This window comes from Flavobacterium shii (genome assembly GCF_025847235.1).
GTDB lineage: Bacteria > Bacteroidota > Bacteroidia > Flavobacteriales > Flavobacteriaceae > Flavobacterium > Flavobacterium shii.
The window spans coordinates 16,978-41,727 of sequence record NZ_JAOZEW010000021.1 but is presented as its reverse complement, the minus strand read 5'-3'; the positions used below and the strand labels follow the sequence as shown (position 1 = coordinate 41,727).

Sequence of the window (24,750 nt, the reverse complement as noted above, 5' to 3'; positions counted from 1 at the left end):
TCAGTTGCATTTCAGTAATAGTTATTACTTATATGATTTAAAAAGTTTCCAGTCAACACAAAACTTAAATTTACTTATATGGTTTAAAAAAGTTTTCAGTCGCATTTACATTTTACAATTTAGATTTCACAAACAAAGCACTTATAATGGTTTATAAAAACACAATACAAGCAATTACTATTCTAATCTTCTTGATTGGTTCAGTTTCATTTGCACAAGAAATTGTAGTGCACGACCCAGTCGTCATCAAACAAAAAGACACCTATTATTTATACTGTACAGGAAATGGAATCAGCGTCTTCAGTTCTAAAGATTTAAAAAAATGGAATCCTGAACCGCAGGTCTTCAAAGACAAACCCGTTTGGGCAGATGGCGTTGCAGCCGATTTCAAAAACCATATTTGGGCACCAGATATCACATTCCATAACAATATCTATTACCTGTATTATTCCGTTTCGGCTTTCGCCAAAAATACTTCAGCAATTGGTGTAGCGACCAATACCACTTTAGATCCAAAAGATAAAAAATACAAATGGGTTGATCAGGGAATCGTTATCCAATCGCAACCCAATCGAGATATGTGGAACGCCATTGATCCTAATTTAATCTTCGATGAAAACAATACACCTTGGTTGTCTTTTGGTTCTTTTTGGGAAGGACTAAAGTTAGTAAAACTAAATCCAGATTTAAAATCAATTGCACAACCACAAGAATGGCATACAATTGCGAAACGCAAGAGAAGCTTTGAACTTGCCGATACAGATCCTGGCGATGGGGCACTTGAAGCTCCTTTTATCTTTAAGAAAAATGGCTACTATTATCAATTTCTTTCTTGGGATTTATGCTGCCGCGGAGAGAAAAGCACCTATAAAGTAGTTGTTGGAAGAGCTAAAAATGTAACTGGACCTTATGTCGATAAAGACGAAAAACCATTAAACGAAGGTGGCGGAAGCATAGTAGTTCAGGGTGATGAGAATTACTTTGGCGTAGGCCATAACAGCGCTTATACATTTGATGGTAAAGATTATATTTTTTATCATGCTTACGAAAAGAAAACCAACGGAACGCCAAGATTAGTAGTTAGAGAAATGTTTTGGGATGCTGATTTATGGCCAATTTTAAAATAGAATATTCAAAATAATGAAAAAATATACTTTCCATATTGTAGCGATTTTTCTATCACTTTTAATTCTTATTTCCTGTAAAGAAACCAAGAACGATATCGTGCAATCGAATAAAACTTCGGCTTTAAAAGCGGGTTACGAAATCGAACCAGTAAATATTCAAAATGTAAAACTGACAGATTCTTTTTGGTTGCCCATTATTAAAAGAGTGCAGGAAGTAACGATTGCATATGCCATTCAGAAATGCAATGAAGAAGGACGTTTTGAGAATTTCTTAATTGCAGGAAAACAAAAAACGGGAGAAGTTAAGGGGCAAATGCCTTTTGACGATACCGATGTTTACAAAATTATCGAAGGCGCATCGAATACTTTAATCAGCGCGCCAAACCCAAAACTGGATCGCGTTCTGGATTCATTGATTGCAATCGTAAAAATAGGTCAGGAAAAAGACGGTTACTTAACTACGTGGAGGACTATAAATCCGGCAAAACCACCTGCGTCTTGGGTTCCGGTTATCGAAGGAAAACGTTGGGAATCGTTGCAAATTAGTCATGAATGTTATAATGCAGGACATTTAATTGAAGCAGCTGTTGTGCATTATGAAGCAACCGGAAAAAGAAACTTCCTTGATATTGCCATCAAAAATGCCGATTTGTTTGTGAAAACTTTTGGCGATGGTCCAGGTCAGGTAAAAGGAGTTCCGGGTCATCAAATTATTGAAACAGGTTTGATCAAATTATATCAAATTACCGGAAAAGAAGACTATCTAAAATTAGCAAAATACTTTCTAGACAATCGCGGAAACCCGAACAATCATAAATTATATGGCGAATATGCACAAGATCATATTCCGGTTATACAGCAAAATGAAGTTGTTGGTCACGCTGTAAGAGCCGTTTATATGTATGCAGGAATGACTGATATTGCAGCTATAACCAAAGATAAGGGTTATACAGATGCTGTAAATAATTTGTGGAGTAATATGGTCAACAAAAAAATGTACATCACTGGCGGAATTGGTTCCAGACACGACGGAGAAGCTTTTGGAGATAATTATGAATTACCAAATTTAACGGCATACAACGAAACTTGTGCTGCAATTGGAGATGTATATTGGAATCACAGGTTGCATAATTTAACAGGGAAATCACAATATTTTGATGTGATCGAAAGAACGATGTACAACGGATTAATCTCCGGAATTTCATTAGATGGAAAAGAATTTTTCTACCCAAATGCCTTAGAAGCCGATGGCGTTTTTAAATCAAACAGAGGATCTTGTACACGTCAGGCTTGGTTTGATTGTTCTTGTTGTCCAACCAATTTAATTCGATTTGTGCCATCAATTCCGGGACTTATTTATTCGAAATCAAAAGACGTACTTTATGTCAATTTGTACGCTTCAAACAATGCAGCTTTCACTTTAGGAAAAACCGATTTACAGATTTCTCAACAAACCGGATATCCTTGGAACGGAAAAGTAAATATTTCGGTTAACCCGAAAAAAGAAAGCCAATTCACGATAAAATTGAGAGTTCCGGGTTGGGCAAGAAATGAAGTTTTGCCAGGCGATTTATATTCTTATAAAAAAACATCAACTCAAAAAGCAACCATTAATCTGAACGGAGAAACATTGGCAATTCAACCAGAAAACGGATATTTTACAATTACTCGAAATTGGAAAAAAGGAGATGAAATCAGCCTTAATTTCCCAATGGAAGTTCAGGAAGTTGAAACAAATGGAAAAGTTGAAACCAATAAAAACAAAGTCTCTTTAGAATACGGACCAATCGTTTACGCGGTGGAAGAAATTGATAATAAAACTAATTTTGATAAAATAAACGTATTATCCGGAGATACTTTCACAGTAAAAAAAGAAGCCAATTTATTACAAGGTGTGAACGTAATCGAAAATTCAAAATTTAAAGCAATTCCCTATTACAGCTGGTCAAACCGCGGCGTTGGGAAGATGAAAGTTTGGTTAGATTATAAAGGGAATTAAAATATAGAACAAAGAATTACGATTCTATTCCTGCAAGGTTTCCAAAACCTTGTAGGTTTAGTTTTTAAACTTTAGGAACTTAATAATACCTACAAGGTTTTGGAAACCTTGCAGGAGAGTAAAAACAAATAAAAATCCGTTTTTATCCGCGTTTTCACTTTAGTGAATCAGTATCATCCGCGTGCAATAAAAACACATTAAATACAAAAAAATGAAGTCCAATTTAATTACCAAAATTACCCTTTGTGGTTTGCTGCTTAACGGCTTTTATGCTTCGGCACAAAAAAACAATCTTCAAGTCGATGTTGCAAAATCGGTTACCAAAATTCAACCTACAATGTACGGAGTGTTTTTTGAAGATATCAATTTTGCTGCCGATGGAGGTTTATATGCCGAAATGATCAAGAACAGATCGTTTGAATTCGAAACCCCAATGATGGGATGGAACGAACCCAACAGCGACCGCCACAAACTAAACCAGAAATCTGGAATTGCCAATATTATTCAGTATTCGCAAAAAGGGACAAATCATAATTATTGCAGGGTTACTGTAAATGATGCAAATGGTTACGAATTGATCAATGAAGGTTTCAGAGGAATGGGAATCAAGAAAGATTTGCATTATAATTTGTCTTTGAAAGCTTCAAAAGTATCAGGAAACGTAGCCAAGATTAAGATCCAATTCATTGATAAAAATAAAAAGGTTTTAGGTGAAACTTCGATTACGCCAACCGCTAAAGATTGGACAAATTATACAGCACAATTAACAGCAACGGCAACAGAAGCAAAAGCACAAATCAGAATCACTTTTGAAGGAACAGGAGTAATCGATTTAGATGCTATTTCGCTTTTTCCTGAAGATACGTGGAAAGGAAGAAAGAACGGAATGCGTGCAGATTTAGTACAATTATTATACGATTTAAAACCAGGATTTTTACGTTTCCCAGGAGGATGTATTGTCGAAGGAAAAACCCTGGCATTGCGTTACCAATGGAAAAAATCGATAGGAAATGTTGAGGACAGAGAAACAATGATTAACCGTTGGAATACAGAATTTGCACATAAACTGGCACCGGATTATTTCCAGAGTTTTGGTTTGGGATTCTTTGAGTATTTCCAGCTTTCAGAAGATATTGGAGCTTCGCCATTACCAATTTTAAGTTGCGGAATGGCTTGTCAGTTCAATACAGGAGAATTAGTTCCAATGGATCAATTGGATCCTTATGTGCAAGATGCTTTGGATCTAATCGAATTTGCCAATGGAGATTTAAATACCGCTTGGGGGAAAGTGAGAGCCGATATGGGACATCCAAAACCATTTAATTTAAAATTCATTGGAGTTGGAAATGAACAATGGGGCCCAGATTATATTGAGCGTTTCAAAGTGTTTCAAAAAGCTATAAAAGCTAAATATCCAAACATCACAATTGTTTCCGGAACAGGACCATTGCCTGATGGAGATTATTTTGATTATGGAATGACAGAACTTAAAAAACTAAATGCAGAAATTGTAGACGAACATTATTACAAAGATCCAGCCTGGTTCCGTAAAAATGTAACACGTTATGATAATTATGATCGTAAAGGACCAAAGATTTTCGCTGGTGAATATGCAGCGCAAAGTGTTGCAATTGCAAGTCCTGATAATAAAAATAACTGGGAATGTGCTTTCTCCGAAGCGGCTTTCATGACAGGAATGGAACGTAATGCCGAGGTGGTTCACTTAACATCTTACGCACCCTTATTGGCTCATATTGATGGTTGGCAATGGACACCAGATATGATTTGGTTTAACAATTTACAATCATACGGAACGCCAAATTATTATGTTCAGAAGTTATTCTCAAACAATAAAGGAACAGACTTAATCAACATTACAAAAGACGGAAAAGCAGTTACAGGTCAAAATGATTTATTTGCTTCGGCAGTAAAAGATGTGGATTCCAAAGAAGTAATCTTGAAAATTGTTAATGCTTCTGCAACAGCTCAAAATGCTTCAATTGATATAAAAGGAGCAAAATTAGATTCCAAAGGAACAGCCATAATTTTGAAAGGTGACGGAATAAATGATGAAAATTCTTTCGAGTCTCCAACTAAGATTAGTCCCAAAGAAACTGAATTTAAGGTTAACGGAAGTAAAGTTCAATACGATTTTCCAGCTTACTCGGTTACTGTTTTGAAAATTAAGATGAAGTAATCGCAACATTATAAATGTAAAACTAACGTTTATTTTTTGTTTTGATCCTAAAGGGCTGTTTTGATGCATTATTTGTAAAAATTACAGCCCTGGTTTTTGTTAAGTGTTTTTTATACACTTATAAATTAATTATATTTATATTTGTCATTATTATAAAATTAATTTCGAATGAAAAATTACGTTATAGGATTGGACTACGGAACAGATTCTGTTCGAGCGATGTTAATAGATACAGAAAATGGGCAAGAGTTGGCATCAAATGTTAGTCATTATAAAAGATGGAAAAACAAGCAATATTGTGATGCGTCTATTAATCAATTTCGTCAGCACCCTTTAGATCATATTGAAGGATTAGAAATTACAATTCAGACCGTTGTAAAAGAGAGTGGAGTTGATCCTTCCCAAGTGTGTGGAATTTGTATTGATACCACAGGATCTTCTCCTGTGCCTGTAACCAAAGATGGAATTCCGTTGGCTTTGACAAAAGGTTTTGAGGAAAATCCTAATGCGATGATGGTGTTGTGGAAAGATCATACGGCAATAAATGAAGCAAACGAAATCAACGAATTGGCAGTAAACTGGGGCGGAGAAAATGTTACAAAATATGTAGGAGGAATTTATTCATCAGAATGGTTTTGGGCAAAAATTCTACACATTGCCAGAGAAGATGAAGCAGTTCGAAATGCAGCACATACCTGGATGGAGCACTGTGATTTAATGACATATTTATTAATAGAAGATAAAGATTTAAAATCATTTAAAAGAAGCCGTTGCGCAGCAGGACACAAAGCAATGTGGCACGAAGACTGGAATGGTTTGCCACCTGCAGAATTTTTAGAAAAACTACATCCATACTTGGCAACGCTTCGTGGTAATTTATATGATGAAACATATACATCTGATTTGGTTGCTGGAAAATTAAGCAAAGAATGGGCAGATCGTTTGGGACTTTCTAAAGATACAGTTATAGCAGTAGGAACATTTGACGCACATTCTGGAGCTGTTGGAGCAAAAATTGGCGAGAATACTTTAGTTCGTGTAATGGGAACTTCAACCTGCGATATTTTGGTTGGTTCTTATGATGAAGTAGGAACAAAAACCGTTCGCGGTATCTGCGGACAAGTTGATGGATCTGTAATTCCAGGTTTTATTGGTTTAGAAGCCGGACAATCTGCTTTTGGAGATTTATTGGCATGGTATAAAGAATTATTGCTTTGGCCAACAGAGCATTTATTAACAGCTTCAACTGTTTTAAATGATACTCAAAAAGAACAATTAAGAGAAGAATTTAGCGATAAGCTAATCATTGAATTGACAAAAGAAGCAGAGAAAATTCCAGTTTCAAATAGTCTTCCAATTGCCTTGGACTGGATTAATGGAAGAAGAACTCCAGATGCAAATCAGGAATTAAAGAGCGCGATTTCAAATCTTTCTCTAGGAACAAAAGCACCGCATATTTTTAAAGCTTTGGTAAATGCAATTTGTTTTGGAGCTAAGAAAATTGTAGATCGTTTTGAAGAAGAAGGAGTAAAAATCGACAGCGTTATTGGGATTGGAGGTGTAGCTAGAAAATCACCATTTATCATGCAGACTTTGGCAAACGTTTTAAATAAACCAATCAAAATTGCAGCTTCAGATCAAACTCCAGCTTTAGGAGCAGCAATTTATGCAGCCGTTGCAGCCGGAATTTATCCAAATGTAATCGAAGCAAGCCAAAAAATAGGAAGTGATTTTGACGGAGAATATTTCCCTCAATTAGATAAAGTAGCAGCATATCATAAATTGTTACTGGCGTACGACCAATTAAGTGCTTTTGAAGATCCAACTATTAAAACGAAACAACATGAGTTCTCTTTATAAAGATTTAAAACAAGAATGTTACGAAGCCAATATGCGGTTAAATGCATTGAATTTGGTGGTTTATACATTTGGGAATGTAAGTGCTGTTGACCGAAAAAATGGTGTTTTTGCTATTAAACCAAGTGGTGTTCCTTACGAAGATTTAAAACCCGAAGATATTGTGATTGTCGATTTTGATAACAATATTATCGAAGGTGCTATGCGTCCTTCATCGGATACAAAAACACATGCTTACTTGTATAAAAATTGGCTAAATATTGGTGGTGTTGCACATACGCATGCAACTTATTCTGTAGCTTGGGCACAATCGCAACAGGATATTCCAATTTTTGGAACCACGCATGCAGATCATTTAACTTCGGATATTCCGTGTGCACCGCCAATGAATGATGAGCTTATCGAAGGGAATTATGAACACAATACCGGAATTCAGATTTTGGATTGTTTTAAAGAAAAGAACCTTTCTTATGAAGAAGTAGAGATGATTCTTATTGGAAATCATGGTCCATTTGCCTGGGGGAAAAACGCTGCTAAAGCCGTTTACAACAGTAAAGTTCTGGAAGTCGTAGCCGAAATGGCATACCTGACTTTGCAAATAAATCCAAACGCACCAAGATTAAAAGATTCCTTAATAAAGAAACATTACAATCGTAAACACGGAAAAGATTCGTATTACGGACAGTAAAAGAGAAAAAAGAATAAAGATTTTAGACGGTTTCAAATTTGAAACAAAGAAAACCTGAAACAAAAAAATAATAACAATTTGATTTTCAGATTTCAACAACCTGAAACTTGAAACAAAAAATAACAAAATGATTGACATTTCTCAAAAAGAAGTATGGTTTATAGTAGGAAGCCAAGAATTATACGGTGAAGAAACACTAAGAAAAGTTGCAGAACATTCGCAATTAATTGCAAAAGGATTAGACGCATCATCTAGTATTCCGGTAAAAGTGGTTTATAAAGATGTAGTAAAATCTCCTGCTCAAATTTTAGATGTTTGTTTGGCAGCGAATTCTGCTAAAAACTGTATTGGAATCATTGCTTGGATGCATACTTTTTCTCCGGCAAAAATGTGGATTGGCGGATTAAGTATTTTAAAGAAACCATTATGCCACTTGCATACACAATACAATGCTGAAATTCCATGGGGAACGATCGATATGGATTTCATGAACCTGAATCAATCGGCACACGGAGATCGTGAGTTTGGTTTTGTTATGTCAAGAATGCGTAAAAAACGTAAAGTTGTGGTTGGCCACTGGGAAGATCCTCGTGTTTTAAACAAGCTTGGTGTTTGGACAAGAGTAGCTTTAGGATGGGACGAACTTCAAAACTTAAAAGTTGCTCGTATTGGAGACAATATGCGTGAAGTTGCTGTTACCGAAGGTGATAAAGTCGAAGCTCAGATTCGTTTTGGAATGGCTGTTAATGGATACGATTCATCTGATGTGACCAAACATATTGAGAAAGTTACCGATAAACAATTAAACGATTTATTAGCAGTTTATGAATCTTCATATACTTTAACTGATTCTTTAAAAGAAGGCGGAGCACAAAGAAGTTCATTAGTCGAAGCAGCAAAAATAGAATTAGGTTTAAGAGCATTCCTTACAGAAGGAGGTTTTGGAGCTTTTACAGATACATTTGAAAACCTTGGAGTTTGGAAACAATTGCCAGGAATTGCAACACAAAGATTAATGGCCGACGGTTATGGTTTTGGTGGTGAAGGTGATTGGAAAACGGCTGCAATGGTAAGGGCATTAAAAGTTATGAATGTGGGTCTTGAAGGAGGAACCTCTTTCATGGAAGATTATACCTATCATTTTACACCTCAAAAATCATATGTTTTAGGATCTCACATGTTAGAAATTTGCCCATCAATTGCAGATGCAAAACCATCATGCGAAGTACATCCGTTAGGAATTGGAGGAAAAGAAGATCCTGCACGTTTGGTATTTAATTCACCTGCTGGAGATGCAATTAATGTATCGTTAGTTGATATGGGAAATCGTTTCCGTTTGATTGTAAACGAAGTTGAAGCTATTAAGCCTTTGGCCGATTTACCAAAATTACCGGTTGCCAGAGTTTTATGGGATTGTAAACCAAATCTTGATATTGCAGCAACAGCTTGGATTCTAGCTGGAGGAGCGCATCATACCGTTTATAGCCAGGCAATCACAACCGAATATATGGAAGATTTTGCAGATATCGCAGGAATCGAATTATTGGTTATTGATGAGAAAACTACCGTAAGGGAGTTTAAAGATAAGATTAATGCTAATGAAGCTTACTTTCATTTGTTTCAACACGGACTTTAAATTAGTCAAAAGTCTAATGTCATAAAGTCCTAAAGATTTAGTTACTTTGAAGGAATGACTTTAAGACTTTCGACTTTAAGACTTTACTAACTAAAAAAAAACATTTATGAATGTATTAAAACGTTGCCTTTTTGGAATTAGTTTATTGAGTTTAGCGACACTTTCGGTTCAGTGCAAAAGCGATAAAAAAACAGATGCTACAACAGTTTCTTCTGATGAAAAAGCTACAGTTACAATCGAAAAATCTTCTTATGGAACTACTGCAAAAGGAGAAAAAGTCGATAGTTATAAGCTAAAAAACCAAAATGGGATGGAAGTTGACATCATCACTTTTGGAGGAAGAATTACAGATTTGAAAGTGCCCAATAAAGCGGGTGTTTCTGAAAATGTAGTAATCGGATTTAATTCTTTGGCACAATACGAGAAAGAAAATCCATTTTTTGGAGCTTTGATCGGAAGATATGGAAACCGAATTGCTAAAGGAAAATTCACATTAGACGGAAAAGAATATCAATTAGCGATAAACAATGCGCCAAATGCTTTGCACGGTGGACCACAAGGATTTTTTAATGTTGTTTGGAAAGCTGATGAGGTAAAATCTGGAGCTACAGCTTCTTTAAAATTATCCTATTTAAGTAAAGATTTAGAAGAAGGTTATCCTGGAAATTTACAGGTTTTTGTTACTTATACTTTGACAAATGATAACCAGTTAGAAGTACTTTATGAAGCAACAACAGATAAGAAAACTGTTGTGAATTTGACTCAACATTCTTATTTCAATTTATCGGGAGATTTTTCTAAAACTATTCTCGATCATGAATTGACTTTGAATGCAGATAAATTAGTTCCAGTTGACGCAACTTTAATTCCAACAGGAAAATTAGAAGATGTTGCCAATACACCTTTCGATTTCAGAACGCCAAAATTAATTGGTAAAGATATTGAAGCGAAGAACGAACAATTAGAAAGAGGAAAAGGTTATGATCATTGCTGGGTATTGGACAATCCTGAAAAAGGAAAAACAATCATTGCAAAAGTATATCACGCAGCAAGTGGAAGAGTTCTGGAAATGACAACTGATGAACCTGGAATTCAGTTTTATTCAGGAAATTTCCTTGACGGAACTTTGCCAATGCGCAATGGCGGAACGTATGGACATAGAACTGGACTTTGTTTAGAAACAGAACATTATCCGGATTCTCCAAACCAGAAAAACTTCCCAACAACGGTTTTAAACCCGGGAGAAAATTATAAAACTAAAACTACTTTTAAATTCTCTGTGAAAAAATAGTTTTAGAATTTGTTTAATAGTTCAGTAATTCTCTAAGAAACCTCGAAAGTAATACTTTCGAGGTTTTTTATGTAGTTAAGGTTGCAACGAATTTCACGAATTAGCACGAATTGATTTAGAAAATTTTCATCAATTTAATTAATGAAATTAGTGGCGAAAAAACGTTATGACTCTACGATCTTGCGAGTGAAAATAATTGTTAGTTTATAAAATCTTAACTTCGCAATAGCAAACAAAATATAAAATGAAACATCTATTCAAAGTAGAAGTAAATTGGACTTCCCAACAAAATCAAGAAGATTCAACGAGGAGATTTTACAGCAAAAGTCACAAGATTAATATACAAGGAAAACCTGTTTTAAATGTATCAGCAGCAAAAGCTTTCAAAGGTGATCCCGAATTATACAATCCCGAAGATTTGTTATTGAGCAGCTTAGTTTCCTGCCACATGATGTCGTATTTATATGTCTGCTCTCAAAACGGGATAGAAGTTTTGGGATATTCAGACGATGCCGAAGCAACACTAGAAGTTTCTCCAGACGGAAGCGGTCGCTTTACAGAAGTGCGATTAAATCCTAAAGTAACTATTTCAAATCATGATAAAATTGATTTAGCAATAGAATTGCACACAAAAGCAAATCAATTATGTTTTATTGCTAACTCATGCAATTTTCCCATTTTACATAGTGCTAGCTGTGAAGTTTTCACCATATAAGTTATAGGTTCATTTAATAGTTTTGTGATGATAAACAGTTTTTTTGAACTGTTCCTTTTCCACAATCATGTACTCCTGATGAAGTATTCAGTCTCTGAGAATACAAAACCTATATTTACTTGCATAACTTATATGGCGAAAAAATTTAAATCTTTGTCACAAAACCACCATTGGGTTTCATTTTTACAATCAATTTTTTGTTTTTAGAAATAGACTCTTGTTTGAAACCATTTTCATCTTCAAGAATAATGAACCCTTTTTGGTTCTTCACAAAAGACAAATCAACTTCAATTTCTTTCGGAGTATTTTCTCCGTTAATTCCAACAATGTGCCAGGTGTTTCCGCTTCTTCTTGCCATTACAATGTATTTTCCGGGAAAACCTGCAACGAATTTCGAGTCGTCCCAATTCGTTGGAATATCTTTTAAATACTCGATGACATAAGTTGGCATTTTCGCCATTCCTTTTGGAATTTCGGCAATATGCTGAATACCCGATAAAAATAAAACAGGCAAAGCCAATTCAAAAGCAGGAGTTGTTTTTCTATTAATATTAGGAATTTTATCTAATGCCATTGGAGTAAAATCCATTGGATCAAAAGCATTTCTGGCAAAAGGTAACATCGTACAATGACTTGGTTCTAAATCGGCAATATTTTGATCGAAAGTAATATGCTCATATCCTTTTACAGCTTCTGTTGTCAATAAATTTGGATAGGTACGTTGCCATCCGCGTGGTAAAGTTGCGCCATGTAGATTGATTATTAATTTATAATCGGCAGCATCTTTGAGCATATCGTGATAATACGCAATCATAGATTGTCCGTCGCCACCAAAGAAATCAACTTTAATTCCGGCAATACCTAAATCGTTCAGTCTTTTAAACTCAAAAGCTCTGTTTTCATGCGTCAATAATTTATTTTTCGGATGATATTCAGTACTATTCCAGGAACCGGATGAGTTGTACCAAACCAATAGTTTTACGTTTTTGGTTTTGGCAAAAGCCACTAATTCCTTCATTTTTTCATCTCCAATTCTTGTATCCCAATCAGCATCAATCAGGCAATAAGGCCAATTCATTTTTGAGGCATATTCAATAAATTGATGCGTGGTTTCATAGTTTACAGAATCATCTTTCAGCAATACCCAACTCCATGAGGATAGTCCACTCTTTATAAACGAAGTATCCATTTTTATTGCAGGATCGGCTAAGTCCGTTCCTAAAGTACTTTCGGTAATAGTATTTAATGATCCTATGGCAATTATGCGCCAAGGAGTATACCAAGGTAGCTGTGACTCGGGATTTAAAGCGCCATTTGGGAACACTTCTTCCTTTTGTGGAAACGTTACCTGCATCGCTTTTAAATCATCGTTATAAACCAATCTTGTTCCGCAATATTTATTGTGTAATCCTGTTTCCGAAATTAAAAGCCAGGTATCATTGTTGTGAAATAACGCAGGATAAACCCAACCTTCGCCAATTGCTGGTTTTGTATTCACAGGAACGTCCATAGCATAATGTTCTTCGTAAGCTGGATTGGTTTCTTTCCACCCTGTTTTTGCTCTGGACATTGGTTGTAACCAGGCTTTTGTAGTCGTATCAAAATTATAGGAGGTTTTCTCTTCAGTAATTTTTTTAATTTCTGTAGTTGTTTCAGGGAAATGATAGCGCAGTGCAACTCCATCTTTGGAAAGTTGAAAAATGATATCCATCAAATTTCCTTTATCGTTTTGTAAGCTTACTGTATATTCATTTGCGGTATATGAAATGTCTTTTCGTTTACCCTGTAGCATTGCATACGATTCGGTAATTGTTTTTGGATGAGATATTTTCAGGACTTTCAGATTATTATATAGATTGGCATCTTCACGGATAATTCCTAATTGAGAAGTGTTAATAACTACTTTATTTTTATATAAAATTTTGTAAGTAGGAGTTTTATTTTTGTCTAAATTGAATTCGACTTTTAATGTTTTATCAGGATTTACAAAAAATGAATCTGATTTATTTTGGGCAAAACTATTTAATATAGTGCCAAAAAATAGTAATAAAATTAGTTTTTTCATAGTTAAGTGTTTTTTATACACTTACAAACATAAGAAAATATTCTTCTTAATTATATTTTAAATCTGTTTAATTTTCATGTGTTTACGATTGATTTTTGATATAAAACAAAAAATCCGTCAAGTATAAACTACAAGACGGATTTAATATTTTTGAAATTAGGTAAAGTTTTACTCTATTTCCGAAACTCTCATGGTGTTAACCATTCCTTTATCTTTAATTGGCATTGCTGCTAAGTTGATTAAATAATCTCCTTTTACAACATATCCTTTATCTTTTACGATTTGATTTACATCAGTTACAGTATCATCTGTACTTACATCTTTATCATAGTAGTATGATTTAACTCCCCATAAAAGGCTCAACTGAGTTAAGATTCTTTTGTTTGAAGTAAATACTAAAATATGTGCAGATGGTCTCCAAGCCGAAATTTGGAAAGCAGTATAACCACTATTTGTAAGCGTGCAGATAGCTTTTGCCTTGATAACATTAGCCATAAGAGCAGCTTGTTGACAAATTGTTTTAGTGATAAAACGTTTTGTTTTAATTTGTGGTGTATTTTGTGGCACTTGAATTAGCGGAGAATCTTCAACAGCTTCGATAATTTGTGTCATTTTTTGGATAACCTGAACTGGGTAATTACCGGCAGCAGTTTCTCCAGAAAGCATTACAGCATCAGCACCATCCATAACAGAGTTTGCTACGTCATTTACTTCCGCACGAGTAGGAGTTAAGCTAGTAATCATTGTCTCCATCATTTGTGTTGCCACAATTACAGGGATACGAGCAGTTTTTGCTCTGCGTATAAGTTCTTTTTGAACCAATGGTACTTCATGAGCAGGAAGTTCAACTCCTAAATCTCCACGAGCAACCATTAAAGCGTCACAATAAGCAACGATTTTGTCCATATTTTCTAATGCTTCAGGCATTTCTATTTTTGCAATAATCGGAATTTTATACTCAGAATGTTTTGCAATCAGCTCTTGCAAGTCTTGTAAGTCACGTGGTGTTTTTACAAATGAAAGTGCAATCCAATCTACTTTTTGCTCAATAGCAAAAATTGCATCAGCAATATCTTTCTCTGTCAATGCAGGTAAAGAGATTTTAGTATTAGGAAGGTTAACTCCTTTTTTAGATTTTAGTTCACCACCTTGAATTACTACGGCAGTAACTTCTGTCTTTTTATCAGTAGTAAGGATTTCAAAGATAAGTTTACCGTCATCAAGTAAAATACGCTCTCCTGGATTTACATCATTTGGAAAGTTTTGGTATTTCATGAAAACTTTTTTGGCAGTACCAATAATGTCTTCTGCAGTTGTAAAAGTGATTACATCACCGTCGTTTACTACAACTCCTTCTTCCATTACTCCAACACGAAGTTTTGGTCCTTGTAAATCTCCGAGTATTGCCGTGGTATAACCAAACTCTTCGTTAAGGCCTCTAATGATGTTGATTTTCTCTTTTACTCCTTCGTAATCTGCATGCGAAAAATTAACTCTAAACACATTCACACCTGCTTCGATCATGTCCTTTATGATCTCTCTAGTACCACATGCAGGTCCAAGTGTGGCTACAATTTTGGTTTTTTTGTTTGTAAGCATTTCTATTAAAAAATTAAATTGTTTTTTGATTTTATTTTATTTGTATCAACTATATAAACCGTTGAGATGGTATCAATGGTATTTAATATTTGTTGTATTTTTAATATATCGAAAGCTTCCTCACTCTTTTCAATTTTTAAAAAATAATCAACTTTTTTAAACTCAGGTAGTAAATATACTTTTGTGGCAACTTCCATCGAAGTATCTGAAAATAAATCCTGACTGTCATTTGGTGTATTTTGAATGACTTCATTTTTATTCTGAATCAAATCCCAATAAAGTTCTTTTTCTTCATCATAATAAGCAAATCGTGAAAAATGAGTCTCCCCTTCTTTCACATTGATATGAATTTCATTTTTGCTTTTACTTAAAAGAACGGGGAAATTCTGATTGATAAAATAAGCCAACCGGTAATCTTCCACTGAAGTATGTATGGCAATCAAATTATAATCAATTTCATCAAATTCGCCTAATTCTAATTTATGAATAGCCATTTCCTGAAAAAATAAGTTGTAAATATACTATTTCTATTGCTGGTTCAATAGTTAAGATTGGTATGTTTTTGTTAATTTATAAACGAAAACGATATAGTTTTAAGAAAATCTATTTTATTTCTTATCCATTTTTTCTTGAAATGCAAAATACGCGCGCTGTGACGCTTTTTCTTCTGCTTTCTTTTTGGAAGTAGCTCGCGCTCTTGCGACTACTTTATCATCAATACTTAATTTTACACCAAATAAACGTTCACCACCAATGCCGTTATCTTCAAAAATATCATAATGAAATATTTTTTTCTCTTTCTGGCACCATTCAATAACCAGACTTTTGTAGCTTATTACTTTTCCTTCCAGGCGAGTAATATCTACGTATGGACCGATTACACTATTCTGAATGAATTTTTCGCAAAAAGAATAACCTCTGTCAAGATATATGGCTCCGACAAGTGATTCGAATATATTACCATGAATATTTTCTCCAAAGTGTTGTAAAGGTACTTTGCTTTCTATAAACCGAACTAGATTTAAGTCTTTTCCAAGTTCGTTTAAATGCTCTCGGCTTACGATTTTTGAGCGCATTTTTGTCAAATAACCTTCATCTCCGGCAGGTGCTTTATTAAATAAATGTGCAGCAATCACAGCACTTAACATAGCATCACCAAGAAATTCTAATCGTTCGTAATTAATGGGGTTTCCGTTTTCGTCCAATCGATTAGAAGAGCGATGAGTAAAGGCTTTCTTATAATATTGAATGGAAATGGGTGGGAATCCAAGTATTTTTTGAATAGAATCAAAAAAAATCCCGTCTTCTTGAGAACGGGATTTTGAAAATATTTTTTTGAAAATACTCATATTAAAATTAGTCAACTAATTTTTTAAATAAAACACAAGCATTGTGACCTCCAAAACCAAAAGTGTTACTCATAGCAACATTGATTTCTCTTTTTTGAGGTTTGTTTAGTGTTAAATTTAATGATGGATCTATTTTTTCGTCAACAACCGTATGATTGATTGTTGGAGGAACAATACCGTGTTTCATAGCTAGGATAGAAGCAATTGCTTCGATAGCACCAGCAGCTCCAAGTAAGTGTCCAGTCATAGATTTAGTAGAGTTAATATTGATATTTTTGGCATGATCACCAAAAACAGCACTAATTGCTTTTAATTCGGCAACATCTCCAAGTGGAGTAGAGGTACCGTGCGTATTAATATGATCAATATCTTCTGGTTTCATTCCAGCATCACGTAATGTATTTTTCATTACAGCAATAACCCCAATTCCTTCAGGATGTGGTGCTGTTAAGTGGTAAGCATCAGATGACATTCCGCCTCCGCCAATTTCGCAATATATTTTTGCGCCACGTGCTTTTGCATGTTCGTAATCTTCAAGTACTAATGCACCAGCTCCTTCACCTAAAACAAAGCCGTCACGAGTAGCATCAAAAGGTCTTGAAGCAGTCTCAGGACTATCGTTTCTGGTTGATAAAGCATGCATAGAGTTAAAGCCTCCCATTCCTGCAATTGTAATTGCAGCTTCAGATCCACCAGAGATGATAATATCACACATTCCTAAACGAATGTAGTTAAAAGCATCAATAAGCGCATTTGCAGAAGAAGCACAAGCCGAAACGGTTGTGTAATTTGGTCCCATATAACCATTTCTCATAGAAATGTGAGCAGGGGCAATATCAGCAATCATTTTAGGAATAAAAAACGGATTGAATCTTGGTGTACCGTCTCCTTTGGCATAGTAAATTACTTCTTCTTGAAAAGTTTCTAAACCCCCAATTCCAGCTCCCCAGATAACACCAACTCTTTCTTTGTCGACGTTGTCATCTGTAAGTCCCGCATCTTTTATAGCCTCATCACTTGCAGCAACAGCATATTGTGCAAATTTATCTAATCTACGAGATTCTTTACGATCCATAAAATCTTCAATGTTGAAGTTTTTTACTTCACAAGCAAATTTCGTTTTATGTTTCTCTGTATCGTAATACGTTATTGGGGCAGCACCGCTAACTCCATTAATAAGCGCGTTCCAATAATCCTGGATGTTATTCCCAATAGGGGTAAGTGCGCCTAATCCTGTTACAACAACTCGCCTTAATACCATAAATAATGTGTTTTATTAGCTTTAAACAAATAAAACCCACGCTTTCTTGATTGTATTATATTACAAAAGAGCCATGGGTATTACAATATAAATATATTTTTTTGATTGAAAATCAACCCAAAATTTAAATTTTTATAAAAAATAATAACACCCGACCTTTTATAGTTTATAAAAAAATCGGGTGGGAATTTATTATTTTTTAGCTTCTTCGATGTAAGAAATAGCTTGACCAACAGTAGCAATGTTTTCTGCTTGATCGTCTGGAATTTGAATATCAAATTCTTTTTCGAATTCCATAATAAGCTCAACAGTGTCTAATGAGTCAGCTCCTAAATCATTAGTGAAGCTTGCTTCTGTTACAACTTCGTTTTCGTCAACACCTAATTTGTCTACGATAATCGCTTTTACTCTTGATGCAATGTCTGACATAATCTTTAATTTTAGAATTTAATTTGTTGGCAAAAATAAAAAACTTTATTTTAAAACCACGATTTAGTTAATAAATGTAACACTAATTTATAAAATTAATTTCAACAAAGGGGTTGGAATGTTATTTATTTTGGTTTTTTATTCCGTTTTTTGCAAAAAATAAATTAATTCGAGTATGAAAAAAATTATCGTTTTTGCCTCAGGTTCAGGAAGTAACGCCGAAAATATAATAAAATATTTTGCCGAAACACAAATTGCAAAGGTCGTTTCTGTATTTACCAATAACGCTAATGCGAAAGTAATTGAAAGAGCCCAAAAGTATCAAGTTGGGGCCGAAATTTTCACCAAAACCGAATTAATTGAGGGTAATGTACTACAAAAAGTAAAATTAATTGATCCCGATTTGATCGTTTTGGCTGGTTTCCTGCTTCAGTTCCCAAAAAACATTATCGAGGCATATCCTAATAAAATAATTAACATTCATCCTGCATTGTTACCCAATTATGGAGGAAAAGGTATGTACGGAATGTACATTCATAGAGCAATAGTCGAAAATAAAGAAAAAGAGACTGGAATTAGTATTCATTATGTAAATGAGAATTATGATGAAGGCGCTATTATCTTTCAGGACAAAGTAATTTTAACAGATGTAGATACAGCTGAAGATGTGGCGGCTAAAATCCATGAACTAGAACAAAAACACTTTCCAGAAGTTATTTATAGATTGTTAGATATTTAGACTGGCTTAGACTTCTTAGACTTTTGGATTGTTGATTTTTATTCTGGAATTACAAAAAAGGATAATCCAAAAGTCTAGGAAGTCTAAAAGCGAAGCAAGTCTAAGCTCTAAATAGTCTAACGGTCTAAGAAGTCTAAGGCTCTAAGTAGTCTCAAAGCGAAGCAAGTCTAATATCTAAGAAGTCTAAAATGGAACACGAAGTACATATATATACAGATGGTGCGGCTAAGGGAAATCCTGGCAATGGAGGTTATGGAGTGGTTATGGAATTGGTTGGGACGCCACATAAAAAGGAATATTACGAAGGATTTCGACTTACAACCAATAATAGAATGGAACTTTTGGGTGTAATAGTAGGTTTGGAAAAGCTTAAAAAACCCAACATGAAGGTTCTGGTTATTTCGGATTCCAAATACGTGGTAGATTCAGTTTTGAAGAAATGGGTTTTTGGTTGGGAGAAAAAAAAGTTTGTAGGTAGAAAAAATCCTGATTTATGGAAACGTTTTCTGATTGCTTATAGAAAACACCAGGTCGATTTTAAGTGGATAAAAGGACATAATAACCACCCACAAAATGAGCGTTGCGATGAATTGGCGGTTATGGCTTCGATGCAAAAACAGCTTTCGATAGATGCTTATTATGAGAACATAGGTTCTAAAGAAGCATAGAGAATAAAAAACGTGTCAGAGAAAAATGTTTCTGACACGTTTTTTTTAATTAATGAATGTAGACTTAGTTCTTGTTTAGATCTTTAGATTTATTAAATCCAACAAGTAAGCCGATTCCAGCCATTGTAAAAATAGTTGCAGGATAAACAGCTCCATCTTGTAGCGAGGTGTATGTCGTGATTAGCAAGGCTATAAAAATCCCAATCCCACTTCCTATTAGTAAAAATGCCGAATTTAAAATAAGAACTTTCCATATAGGTGTTCCGTTGTTCTTCCCCTGCATAAAAATGCTGGCATCGATACCTTTTTCGATAAGTGCTAAACGTTCTCTGTTTCTGGTTGAGTAAATAAGATAGACAATTCCAAAGATCATAAGGAAAAAGCTAATTGGTACTAAAATTTGTGATCCCATAATTTTATAATTTAATTGATTGATATTCCATATGACGAGACAAGTTTAACGGAGGTTACAGATTGTGTCAAAAAAAAAATTTTTAATTTAGTTGTAACCTTAATGAGTTTGTTATCGTCATATGGAATATGGATAAAGTAAATGATCAGTATTGTATCAATCAAATTCTTTTAGGTGAAACTAATATGTTCGCTGTATTGGTTGATCGTTATAAGGATATGGTCTTTACTTTGGCTATAAAGATGGTCAAAAACAGGGAAATAGCCGAAGAGGTTTCTCAGGATACATTTATTAAGATTTTTAATTCTCTGAATAAATTTAAAGGAGATTCTAAGTTTTCAACCTGGATTTATAAGATCGCCTATAATACTTGTTTGGATTATTTAAAGAAGAATAAAAAAGAAGATAATAATATTACAATTGATGAACTTAAAGGATATGTGATTAAAACGACAGATAATGCTTTAAGTATTCTTGAAGACCAAGAAAGGAAGCAGGATATTCAAAATTGTTTAAATTTATTGCCAAGTGATGAAAGTTTCCTGTTGACGCTTTTCTATTTCGATGACCAGAATTTAAATGAAATTGCTAAGATTATGGATATTAGTGTTAGTAATGTTAAGGTTAAACTGTTTAGAAGTAGAAAGAAATTAGCAGCAATTTTAAAAAAACAATTAGAGCCGGAAGTGTTGGATTATTATGAAATCGGTAAGGTTTCAAAGCAGGAAAAGAATGAAGAATATTGATAGCATATTCCAATAAAAAATAAATAGTATTTACGTATGAAAGAGAGTGATGAATATTATGAGAATCTTGTTGACAAAGTAATGGCCGAAAGTACTTTGCAAAAGCCTTCTGCTGATTTTACTTCAAAAATCATGTCACAGATTTTAATTGCAGAGAAAACGAAGGTTATTAAATACAAACCTCTGATTTCAAAAACAACGTGGATTGCTGTTTTTGGATGTCTAATTGCTGTTGTAGGATATGTGATTTTTTCTCAGAACCAAACGGGGCAATATAATATAAGTGTAAGTGATTTGTATTATGCCAAAATTGATGATTTCTTCCCTGTATTCTTTTTTTCGAAAAACACGGGATATGCAGTTTTAATTGTAGTTTTAATGATGCTGGTTCAGATATCATTATTGAAGAATTATTACGATAAAAAATATAAATTTTAAATCGTAGTTTTTGGTAATTATTGAATTTTTTATTCTTATATATGTAAGAAATTAACAACTATTTTATGGTTGTAATCATTTGATTTTAAGTGTGTTTTGTTGTGATTGAGAATTTTTATTTTTATGAAAATTTTGATACAATGAACCGTTGCAACTCTGAAACTTATAAAGTATCTTTGCACCTTAATTCGAAATTCATAAAATGAATAAATTATTGATTGTCGGAACAGTTGCTTTCGATGCGATTGAAACTCCTTTTGGAAAAACAGATAAAATATTAGGTGGTGCAGCGACATATATTGGTTTGTCGGCATCTTTTTTTAACCTACAATCGGCTATTGTTTCTGTAGTTGGAGATGATTTTCCTCAAGAACATTTAGATTTATTAACGTCAAGAAATATTGATATTTCAGGACTTGAAATTGTAAAAGGAGGGAAAACTTTCTTTTGGAGTGGACGTTATCATAATGATCTTAATTCAAGAGACACATTAGCGACTGAGCTTAATGTATTGGCAGATTTTCAGCCTAAAGTTCCACAAAATTTCAAAGATTCGGATGTTGTAATGTTAGGAAACTTGCATCCTTTGGTACAAAGCAGTGTTTTGGATCAAATGGAAACAAAACCAAAATTAGTAGTTTTGGATACAATGAACTTTTGGATGGACTGCGCTTTACCAGAGTTATTGGACGTTATAAAACGTGTTGATGTAATTACAATCAATGATGAAGAAGCAAGACAGCTTTCTGGAGAATATTCATTAGTAAAAGCTGCAGCAAAAATTCATACTCTTGGACCAAAATATGTGGTAATTAAGAAAGGGGAGCATGGAGCATTATTATTTCACGATAAAGAAGTGTTTTTTGCACCAGCATTACCGTTAGAAGATGTTTTCGATCCAACTGGAGCTGGGGATACTTTTGCAGGAGGGTTTGCAGGATTTATTGCACAGAGCGAAAATGTTTCTTTCAAGAATATGAAAAACGCTGTGATTTATGGATCAAATTTAGCTTCATTCTGTGTAGAGAAATTTGGAACAGAAAGAATGGTAGCCTTAGATAAAAACGAAGTAGTTGCGAGATTAAAACAATTTAAATCGCTAACTCAGTTTGACATAGAACTATAAAGAATTAAAGCCTCGTTCACGGGGCTTTTTTGATTTTGTTATTACAAGAATAATACATACTACAACAACAACACACAAACACAAATACAATGAGCGACGCTTTAAAACATGAATGTGGTATAGCTTTGGTTAGACTTCTTAAACCGCTTGAATTTTACAAAGAAAAATACGGAACAGCTTTTTATGGGATACAGAAAATGTATCTTATGATGGAGAAGCAACATAATCGTGGACAAGACGGGGCAGGTTTTGCGAGCATCAAACTAGATGTTGAACCTGGACAACGATACATTAGTAGAGTTCGTTCGAATCATGCACAACCTATACAAGATGTTTTTAAGCAAATAAATGAGCGTATCAATGAGGAGATGACTGCACATCCAGAATACGCAAATGATGTTGTAAAACAAAAAGATAATATTCCATATATAGGAGAATTATTTTTAGGACACGTTCGTTACGGAACTTTTGGAAAAAATAGTATAGAGAGTGTACATCCATTTTTACGTCAGAGTAACTGGATGCATCGTAATCTTATTTTGGCAGGTAACTTTAATATGACCAATGTTAAAGAGCTTTTCGAAAATTTAGTGGAGCTTGGACAGCATCCTAAAGAAATGGCCGATACAGTAACGGTTATGGAAAAAATAGGTCACTTTCTTGATAAAGAAGTGATGTCATTATATCAGGATTGCAAAGAAGAAGGATATTCTAAAAGAGAAGCTTCGCCAGTAATTGCAGACCGATTGGATATTGGAAAAATATTAATGCGTTCGGCTAAAAACTTAGATGGAGGTTACGCAATGGCAGGTTTATTGGGTCATGGTGATGCTTTCGTTTTTAGAGATCCAGCCGGAATTCGTCCTGCTTATTTTTATCAGGATGATGAAGTTGTAGTTGTAGCATCAGAAAGGCCAGTTATTCAAACTGTTTTTAATGTTCCTTTTGAAAGTGTTCAGGAAATTGAACCAGGAAATGCATTAATCATTAAGAAAAGTGGTAAAGTTTCGATGGAAGAAATTTTAACTCCAACAGTTAAAAAAGCATGTTCATTCGAAAGAATCTATTTCTCAAGAGGTAGTGATGCCGAAATATATCAAGAGCGTAAGAACTTAGGCAGGTTAATTTTACCAGCAGTTTTAAAAGCAATTGATAGTGATACTGATAATACGGTTTTCTCTTATATTCCGAATACAGCCGAAACTTCTTTTTATGGTTTGGTAGAAGCTGCTCAGGATTTCTTGAATCAAAGAAAAAACAATTATATAATAGCTAATAGAAATACACTTACTGCTGAAACGTTGCAAGAATTACTTGCTGTAAAAATACGTACAGAGAAAGTGGCTATTAAAGATGCTAAGCTTAGAACTTTTATTACCGAGGATAGTAGTCGTGATGATTTAGTAGCGCACGTTTACGATGTAACTTACGGAGTGATTAAGCCTACGGATAACTTGGTTATTATCGATGATAGTATTGTTCGTGGTACAACGCTTAAAATGAGCATCATAAAAATGATGGATCGTTTAAATCCAAAACGTATTGTAATTGTGTCATCTGCGCCGCAAATTCGTTTCCCGGATTGTTATGGAATAGACATGGCAAAACTAGAAGGGTTAGTAGCTTTTAGAGCAGCACTGGCATTATTAAAAGAGCGTAATCTATATCATATCGTTGATGAAGTTTATGCTAAATGTAAAGCACAGGAAAATTATTTGGATAGCGATGTTGTGAATTATGTTACAGCAATTTATGAACCATTTGAGCCACAAGAGGTTTCGGATAAAATTGCCGAAATGTTGAGTTCACCTGAAATAAAAGCCGAAGTGAAAATTATTTTCCAAACGGTAGAGGATTTGCATATTGCTTGTCCAAAAAACCTTGGAGATTGGTATTTTACTGGAGATTATCCTACTCCTGGAGGAAATAGAGTAGTGAATCGTGCTTTTATGAATTTTTATGAAGGAAAAGACGCGAGAGCATATTAAAAACATAATAAAAGGTTAAATAGTGCATTTCATCGGTTTTTTTTGCCGTTTGTCTTGATTGTTTGGTAAAAAAGCACTGCTAGCATACTTTTGAAAGACCATAACATTAGTAGGTTAAGTTTATGGTAGATTTGGGGCAAAAAGGGTGGAAGCGATTCCACCTTTTTTATTGGAATAAAGTCAAGGAAAATATTCTTAAGAATTGTCTCAAAAGATCAAATAAGTCTAATAATCGATTTTATTTGTAGTTAAACAGGAATATTTGGTAAAGCTACAACGTCAACATACATTTGAAGAACCATAACATTAGTAGGTTAAGTTTATGGTAGATTTGGGGCAAAAAAGGTGGAAGCAATTCCACCTTTTTTATTTTTTATTAAGCAGAGAAAAGAATAAAGAACATAGAAAAAAGATCCGATT

General features: G+C 34.2%; 21 protein-coding genes. 14 read left to right on the top strand and 7 right to left on the bottom strand.

Annotated elements, in window-relative coordinates:
* Nucleotides 1-146 precede the first annotated feature (146 nt).
* The 8 genes from OIU83_RS18120 to OIU83_RS18085 all read left to right on the top strand — a co-directional run bounded on the left by OIU83_RS18120 (nt 147) and on the right by OIU83_RS18085 (nt 11,510).
* The gene (locus tag OIU83_RS18120; protein WP_264207671.1) at nt 147-1,127 is read left to right on the top strand and encodes an arabinan endo-1,5-alpha-L-arabinosidase; all 981 of its coding nucleotides are present in this window, start codon (nt 147-149) and stop codon (nt 1,125-1,127) included.
* A 13-nt stretch (nt 1,128-1,140) separates the two neighbouring features.
* The gene (locus OIU83_RS18115; RefSeq protein ID WP_264207670.1) at nt 1,141-3,126 is read left to right on the top strand and encodes a glycoside hydrolase family 127 protein; all 1,986 of its coding nucleotides are present in this window, start codon (nt 1,141-1,143) and stop codon (nt 3,124-3,126) included.
* 211 nt (nt 3,127-3,337) lie between these two features.
* On the top strand, nt 3,338-5,323 hold the full coding sequence (locus OIU83_RS18110; protein ID WP_264207669.1) for an alpha-L-arabinofuranosidase C-terminal domain-containing protein: 1,986 nt from the start codon (nt 3,338-3,340) through the stop codon (nt 5,321-5,323).
* Between the two features lie 168 nt (nt 5,324-5,491).
* Nucleotides 5,492-7,183 carry a ribulokinase gene (locus OIU83_RS18105; protein WP_264207668.1) on the top strand — a complete coding sequence of 564 codons (1,692 nt, stop codon included), beginning with the start codon at nt 5,492-5,494 and terminating at the stop codon, nt 7,181-7,183.
* Nucleotides 7,167-7,868 (top strand): L-ribulose-5-phosphate 4-epimerase, encoded by a 702-nt coding sequence (locus tag OIU83_RS18100; protein ID WP_264207667.1) that lies wholly within the window; start codon nt 7,167-7,169, stop codon nt 7,866-7,868. Before OIU83_RS18105 ends, OIU83_RS18100 begins: the two co-directional genes overlap by 17 nt.
* Nucleotides 7,869-7,995: 127 nt before the next feature.
* Nucleotides 7,996-9,504: an L-arabinose isomerase gene (gene araA, locus OIU83_RS18095; RefSeq protein ID WP_264207666.1), complete on the top strand. Its 1,509-nt coding sequence runs from the start codon at nt 7,996-7,998 to the stop codon at nt 9,502-9,504.
* A 106-nt stretch (nt 9,505-9,610) separates the two neighbouring features.
* Nucleotides 9,611-10,795, top strand: a complete 1,185-nt coding sequence (locus OIU83_RS18090; protein ID WP_264207665.1) for an aldose epimerase family protein — start codon at nt 9,611-9,613, stop codon at nt 10,793-10,795.
* A gap of 244 nt (nt 10,796-11,039) precedes the next feature.
* Nucleotides 11,040-11,510 (top strand): OsmC family protein, encoded by a 471-nt coding sequence (locus tag OIU83_RS18085; RefSeq protein ID WP_264207664.1) that lies wholly within the window; start codon nt 11,040-11,042, stop codon nt 11,508-11,510.
* A 145-nt stretch (nt 11,511-11,655) separates the two neighbouring features.
* Here OIU83_RS18085 and OIU83_RS18080 read toward each other — a convergent pair whose 3' ends face one another.
* From OIU83_RS18080 to OIU83_RS18055, 6 genes are all read right to left on the bottom strand, one after another.
* Nucleotides 11,656-13,575, bottom strand: a complete 1,920-nt coding sequence (locus OIU83_RS18080) for a glycoside hydrolase family 97 protein (protein ID WP_264207663.1) — start codon at nt 13,573-13,575, stop codon at nt 11,656-11,658.
* A gap of 168 nt (nt 13,576-13,743) precedes the next feature.
* Nucleotides 13,744-15,174, bottom strand: a complete 1,431-nt coding sequence (gene pyk / locus OIU83_RS18075; protein WP_264207662.1) for a pyruvate kinase — start codon at nt 15,172-15,174, stop codon at nt 13,744-13,746.
* A gap of 5 nt (nt 15,175-15,179) precedes the next feature.
* Nucleotides 15,180-15,668, bottom strand: coding sequence for an IPExxxVDY family protein (locus OIU83_RS18070; protein WP_264207661.1), 489 nt, complete (start codon nt 15,666-15,668; stop codon nt 15,180-15,182).
* A gap of 114 nt (nt 15,669-15,782) precedes the next feature.
* Nucleotides 15,783-16,523, bottom strand: coding sequence for a ribonuclease III family protein (locus OIU83_RS18065; RefSeq protein WP_264207660.1), 741 nt, complete (start codon nt 16,521-16,523; stop codon nt 15,783-15,785).
* A gap of 7 nt (nt 16,524-16,530) precedes the next feature.
* Nucleotides 16,531-17,784 (bottom strand): beta-ketoacyl-ACP synthase II, encoded by a 1,254-nt coding sequence (fabF, locus tag OIU83_RS18060; protein ID WP_264207659.1) that lies wholly within the window; start codon nt 17,782-17,784, stop codon nt 16,531-16,533.
* A 192-nt stretch (nt 17,785-17,976) separates the two neighbouring features.
* Nucleotides 17,977-18,213, bottom strand: a complete 237-nt coding sequence (locus tag OIU83_RS18055; protein WP_007137004.1) for an acyl carrier protein — start codon at nt 18,211-18,213, stop codon at nt 17,977-17,979.
* A gap of 175 nt (nt 18,214-18,388) precedes the next feature.
* Between OIU83_RS18055 and purN the strand changes: the two genes are divergently transcribed.
* Nucleotides 18,389-18,952 (top strand): phosphoribosylglycinamide formyltransferase, encoded by a 564-nt coding sequence (gene purN / locus OIU83_RS18050; protein ID WP_264207658.1) that lies wholly within the window; start codon nt 18,389-18,391, stop codon nt 18,950-18,952.
* Nucleotides 18,953-19,140: 188 nt separating this feature from the next.
* Entirely contained in the window at nt 19,141-19,620 is a 480-nt protein-coding gene (gene rnhA, locus OIU83_RS18045; RefSeq protein WP_264207657.1) for a ribonuclease HI, read from the top strand.
* A gap of 64 nt (nt 19,621-19,684) precedes the next feature.
* Here rnhA and OIU83_RS18040 read toward each other — a convergent pair whose 3' ends face one another.
* Nucleotides 19,685-20,032 carry a DUF6249 domain-containing protein gene (locus OIU83_RS18040; protein WP_264207656.1) on the bottom strand — a complete coding sequence of 116 codons (348 nt, stop codon included), beginning with the start codon at nt 20,030-20,032 and terminating at the stop codon, nt 19,685-19,687.
* 128 nt (nt 20,033-20,160) lie between these two features.
* Here OIU83_RS18040 and OIU83_RS18035 point away from each other — a divergent pair, with 128 nt between their 5' ends.
* From OIU83_RS18035 to OIU83_RS18020, 4 genes are all read left to right on the top strand, one after another.
* The gene (locus tag OIU83_RS18035) at nt 20,161-20,778 is read left to right on the top strand and encodes an RNA polymerase sigma factor (RefSeq protein ID WP_264207655.1); all 618 of its coding nucleotides are present in this window, start codon (nt 20,161-20,163) and stop codon (nt 20,776-20,778) included.
* A 36-nt stretch (nt 20,779-20,814) separates the two neighbouring features.
* Entirely contained in the window at nt 20,815-21,216 is a 402-nt protein-coding gene (locus OIU83_RS18030; RefSeq protein WP_264207654.1) for a hypothetical protein, read from the top strand.
* Nucleotides 21,217-21,418: 202 nt separating this feature from the next.
* On the top strand, nt 21,419-22,342 hold the full coding sequence (locus OIU83_RS18025; protein WP_264207653.1) for a PfkB family carbohydrate kinase: 924 nt from the start codon (nt 21,419-21,421) through the stop codon (nt 22,340-22,342).
* A gap of 89 nt (nt 22,343-22,431) precedes the next feature.
* Nucleotides 22,432-24,330 carry an amidophosphoribosyltransferase gene (locus OIU83_RS18020; RefSeq protein ID WP_264207652.1) on the top strand — a complete coding sequence of 633 codons (1,899 nt, stop codon included), beginning with the start codon at nt 22,432-22,434 and terminating at the stop codon, nt 24,328-24,330.
* Nucleotides 24,331-24,750 lie beyond the last annotated feature (420 nt).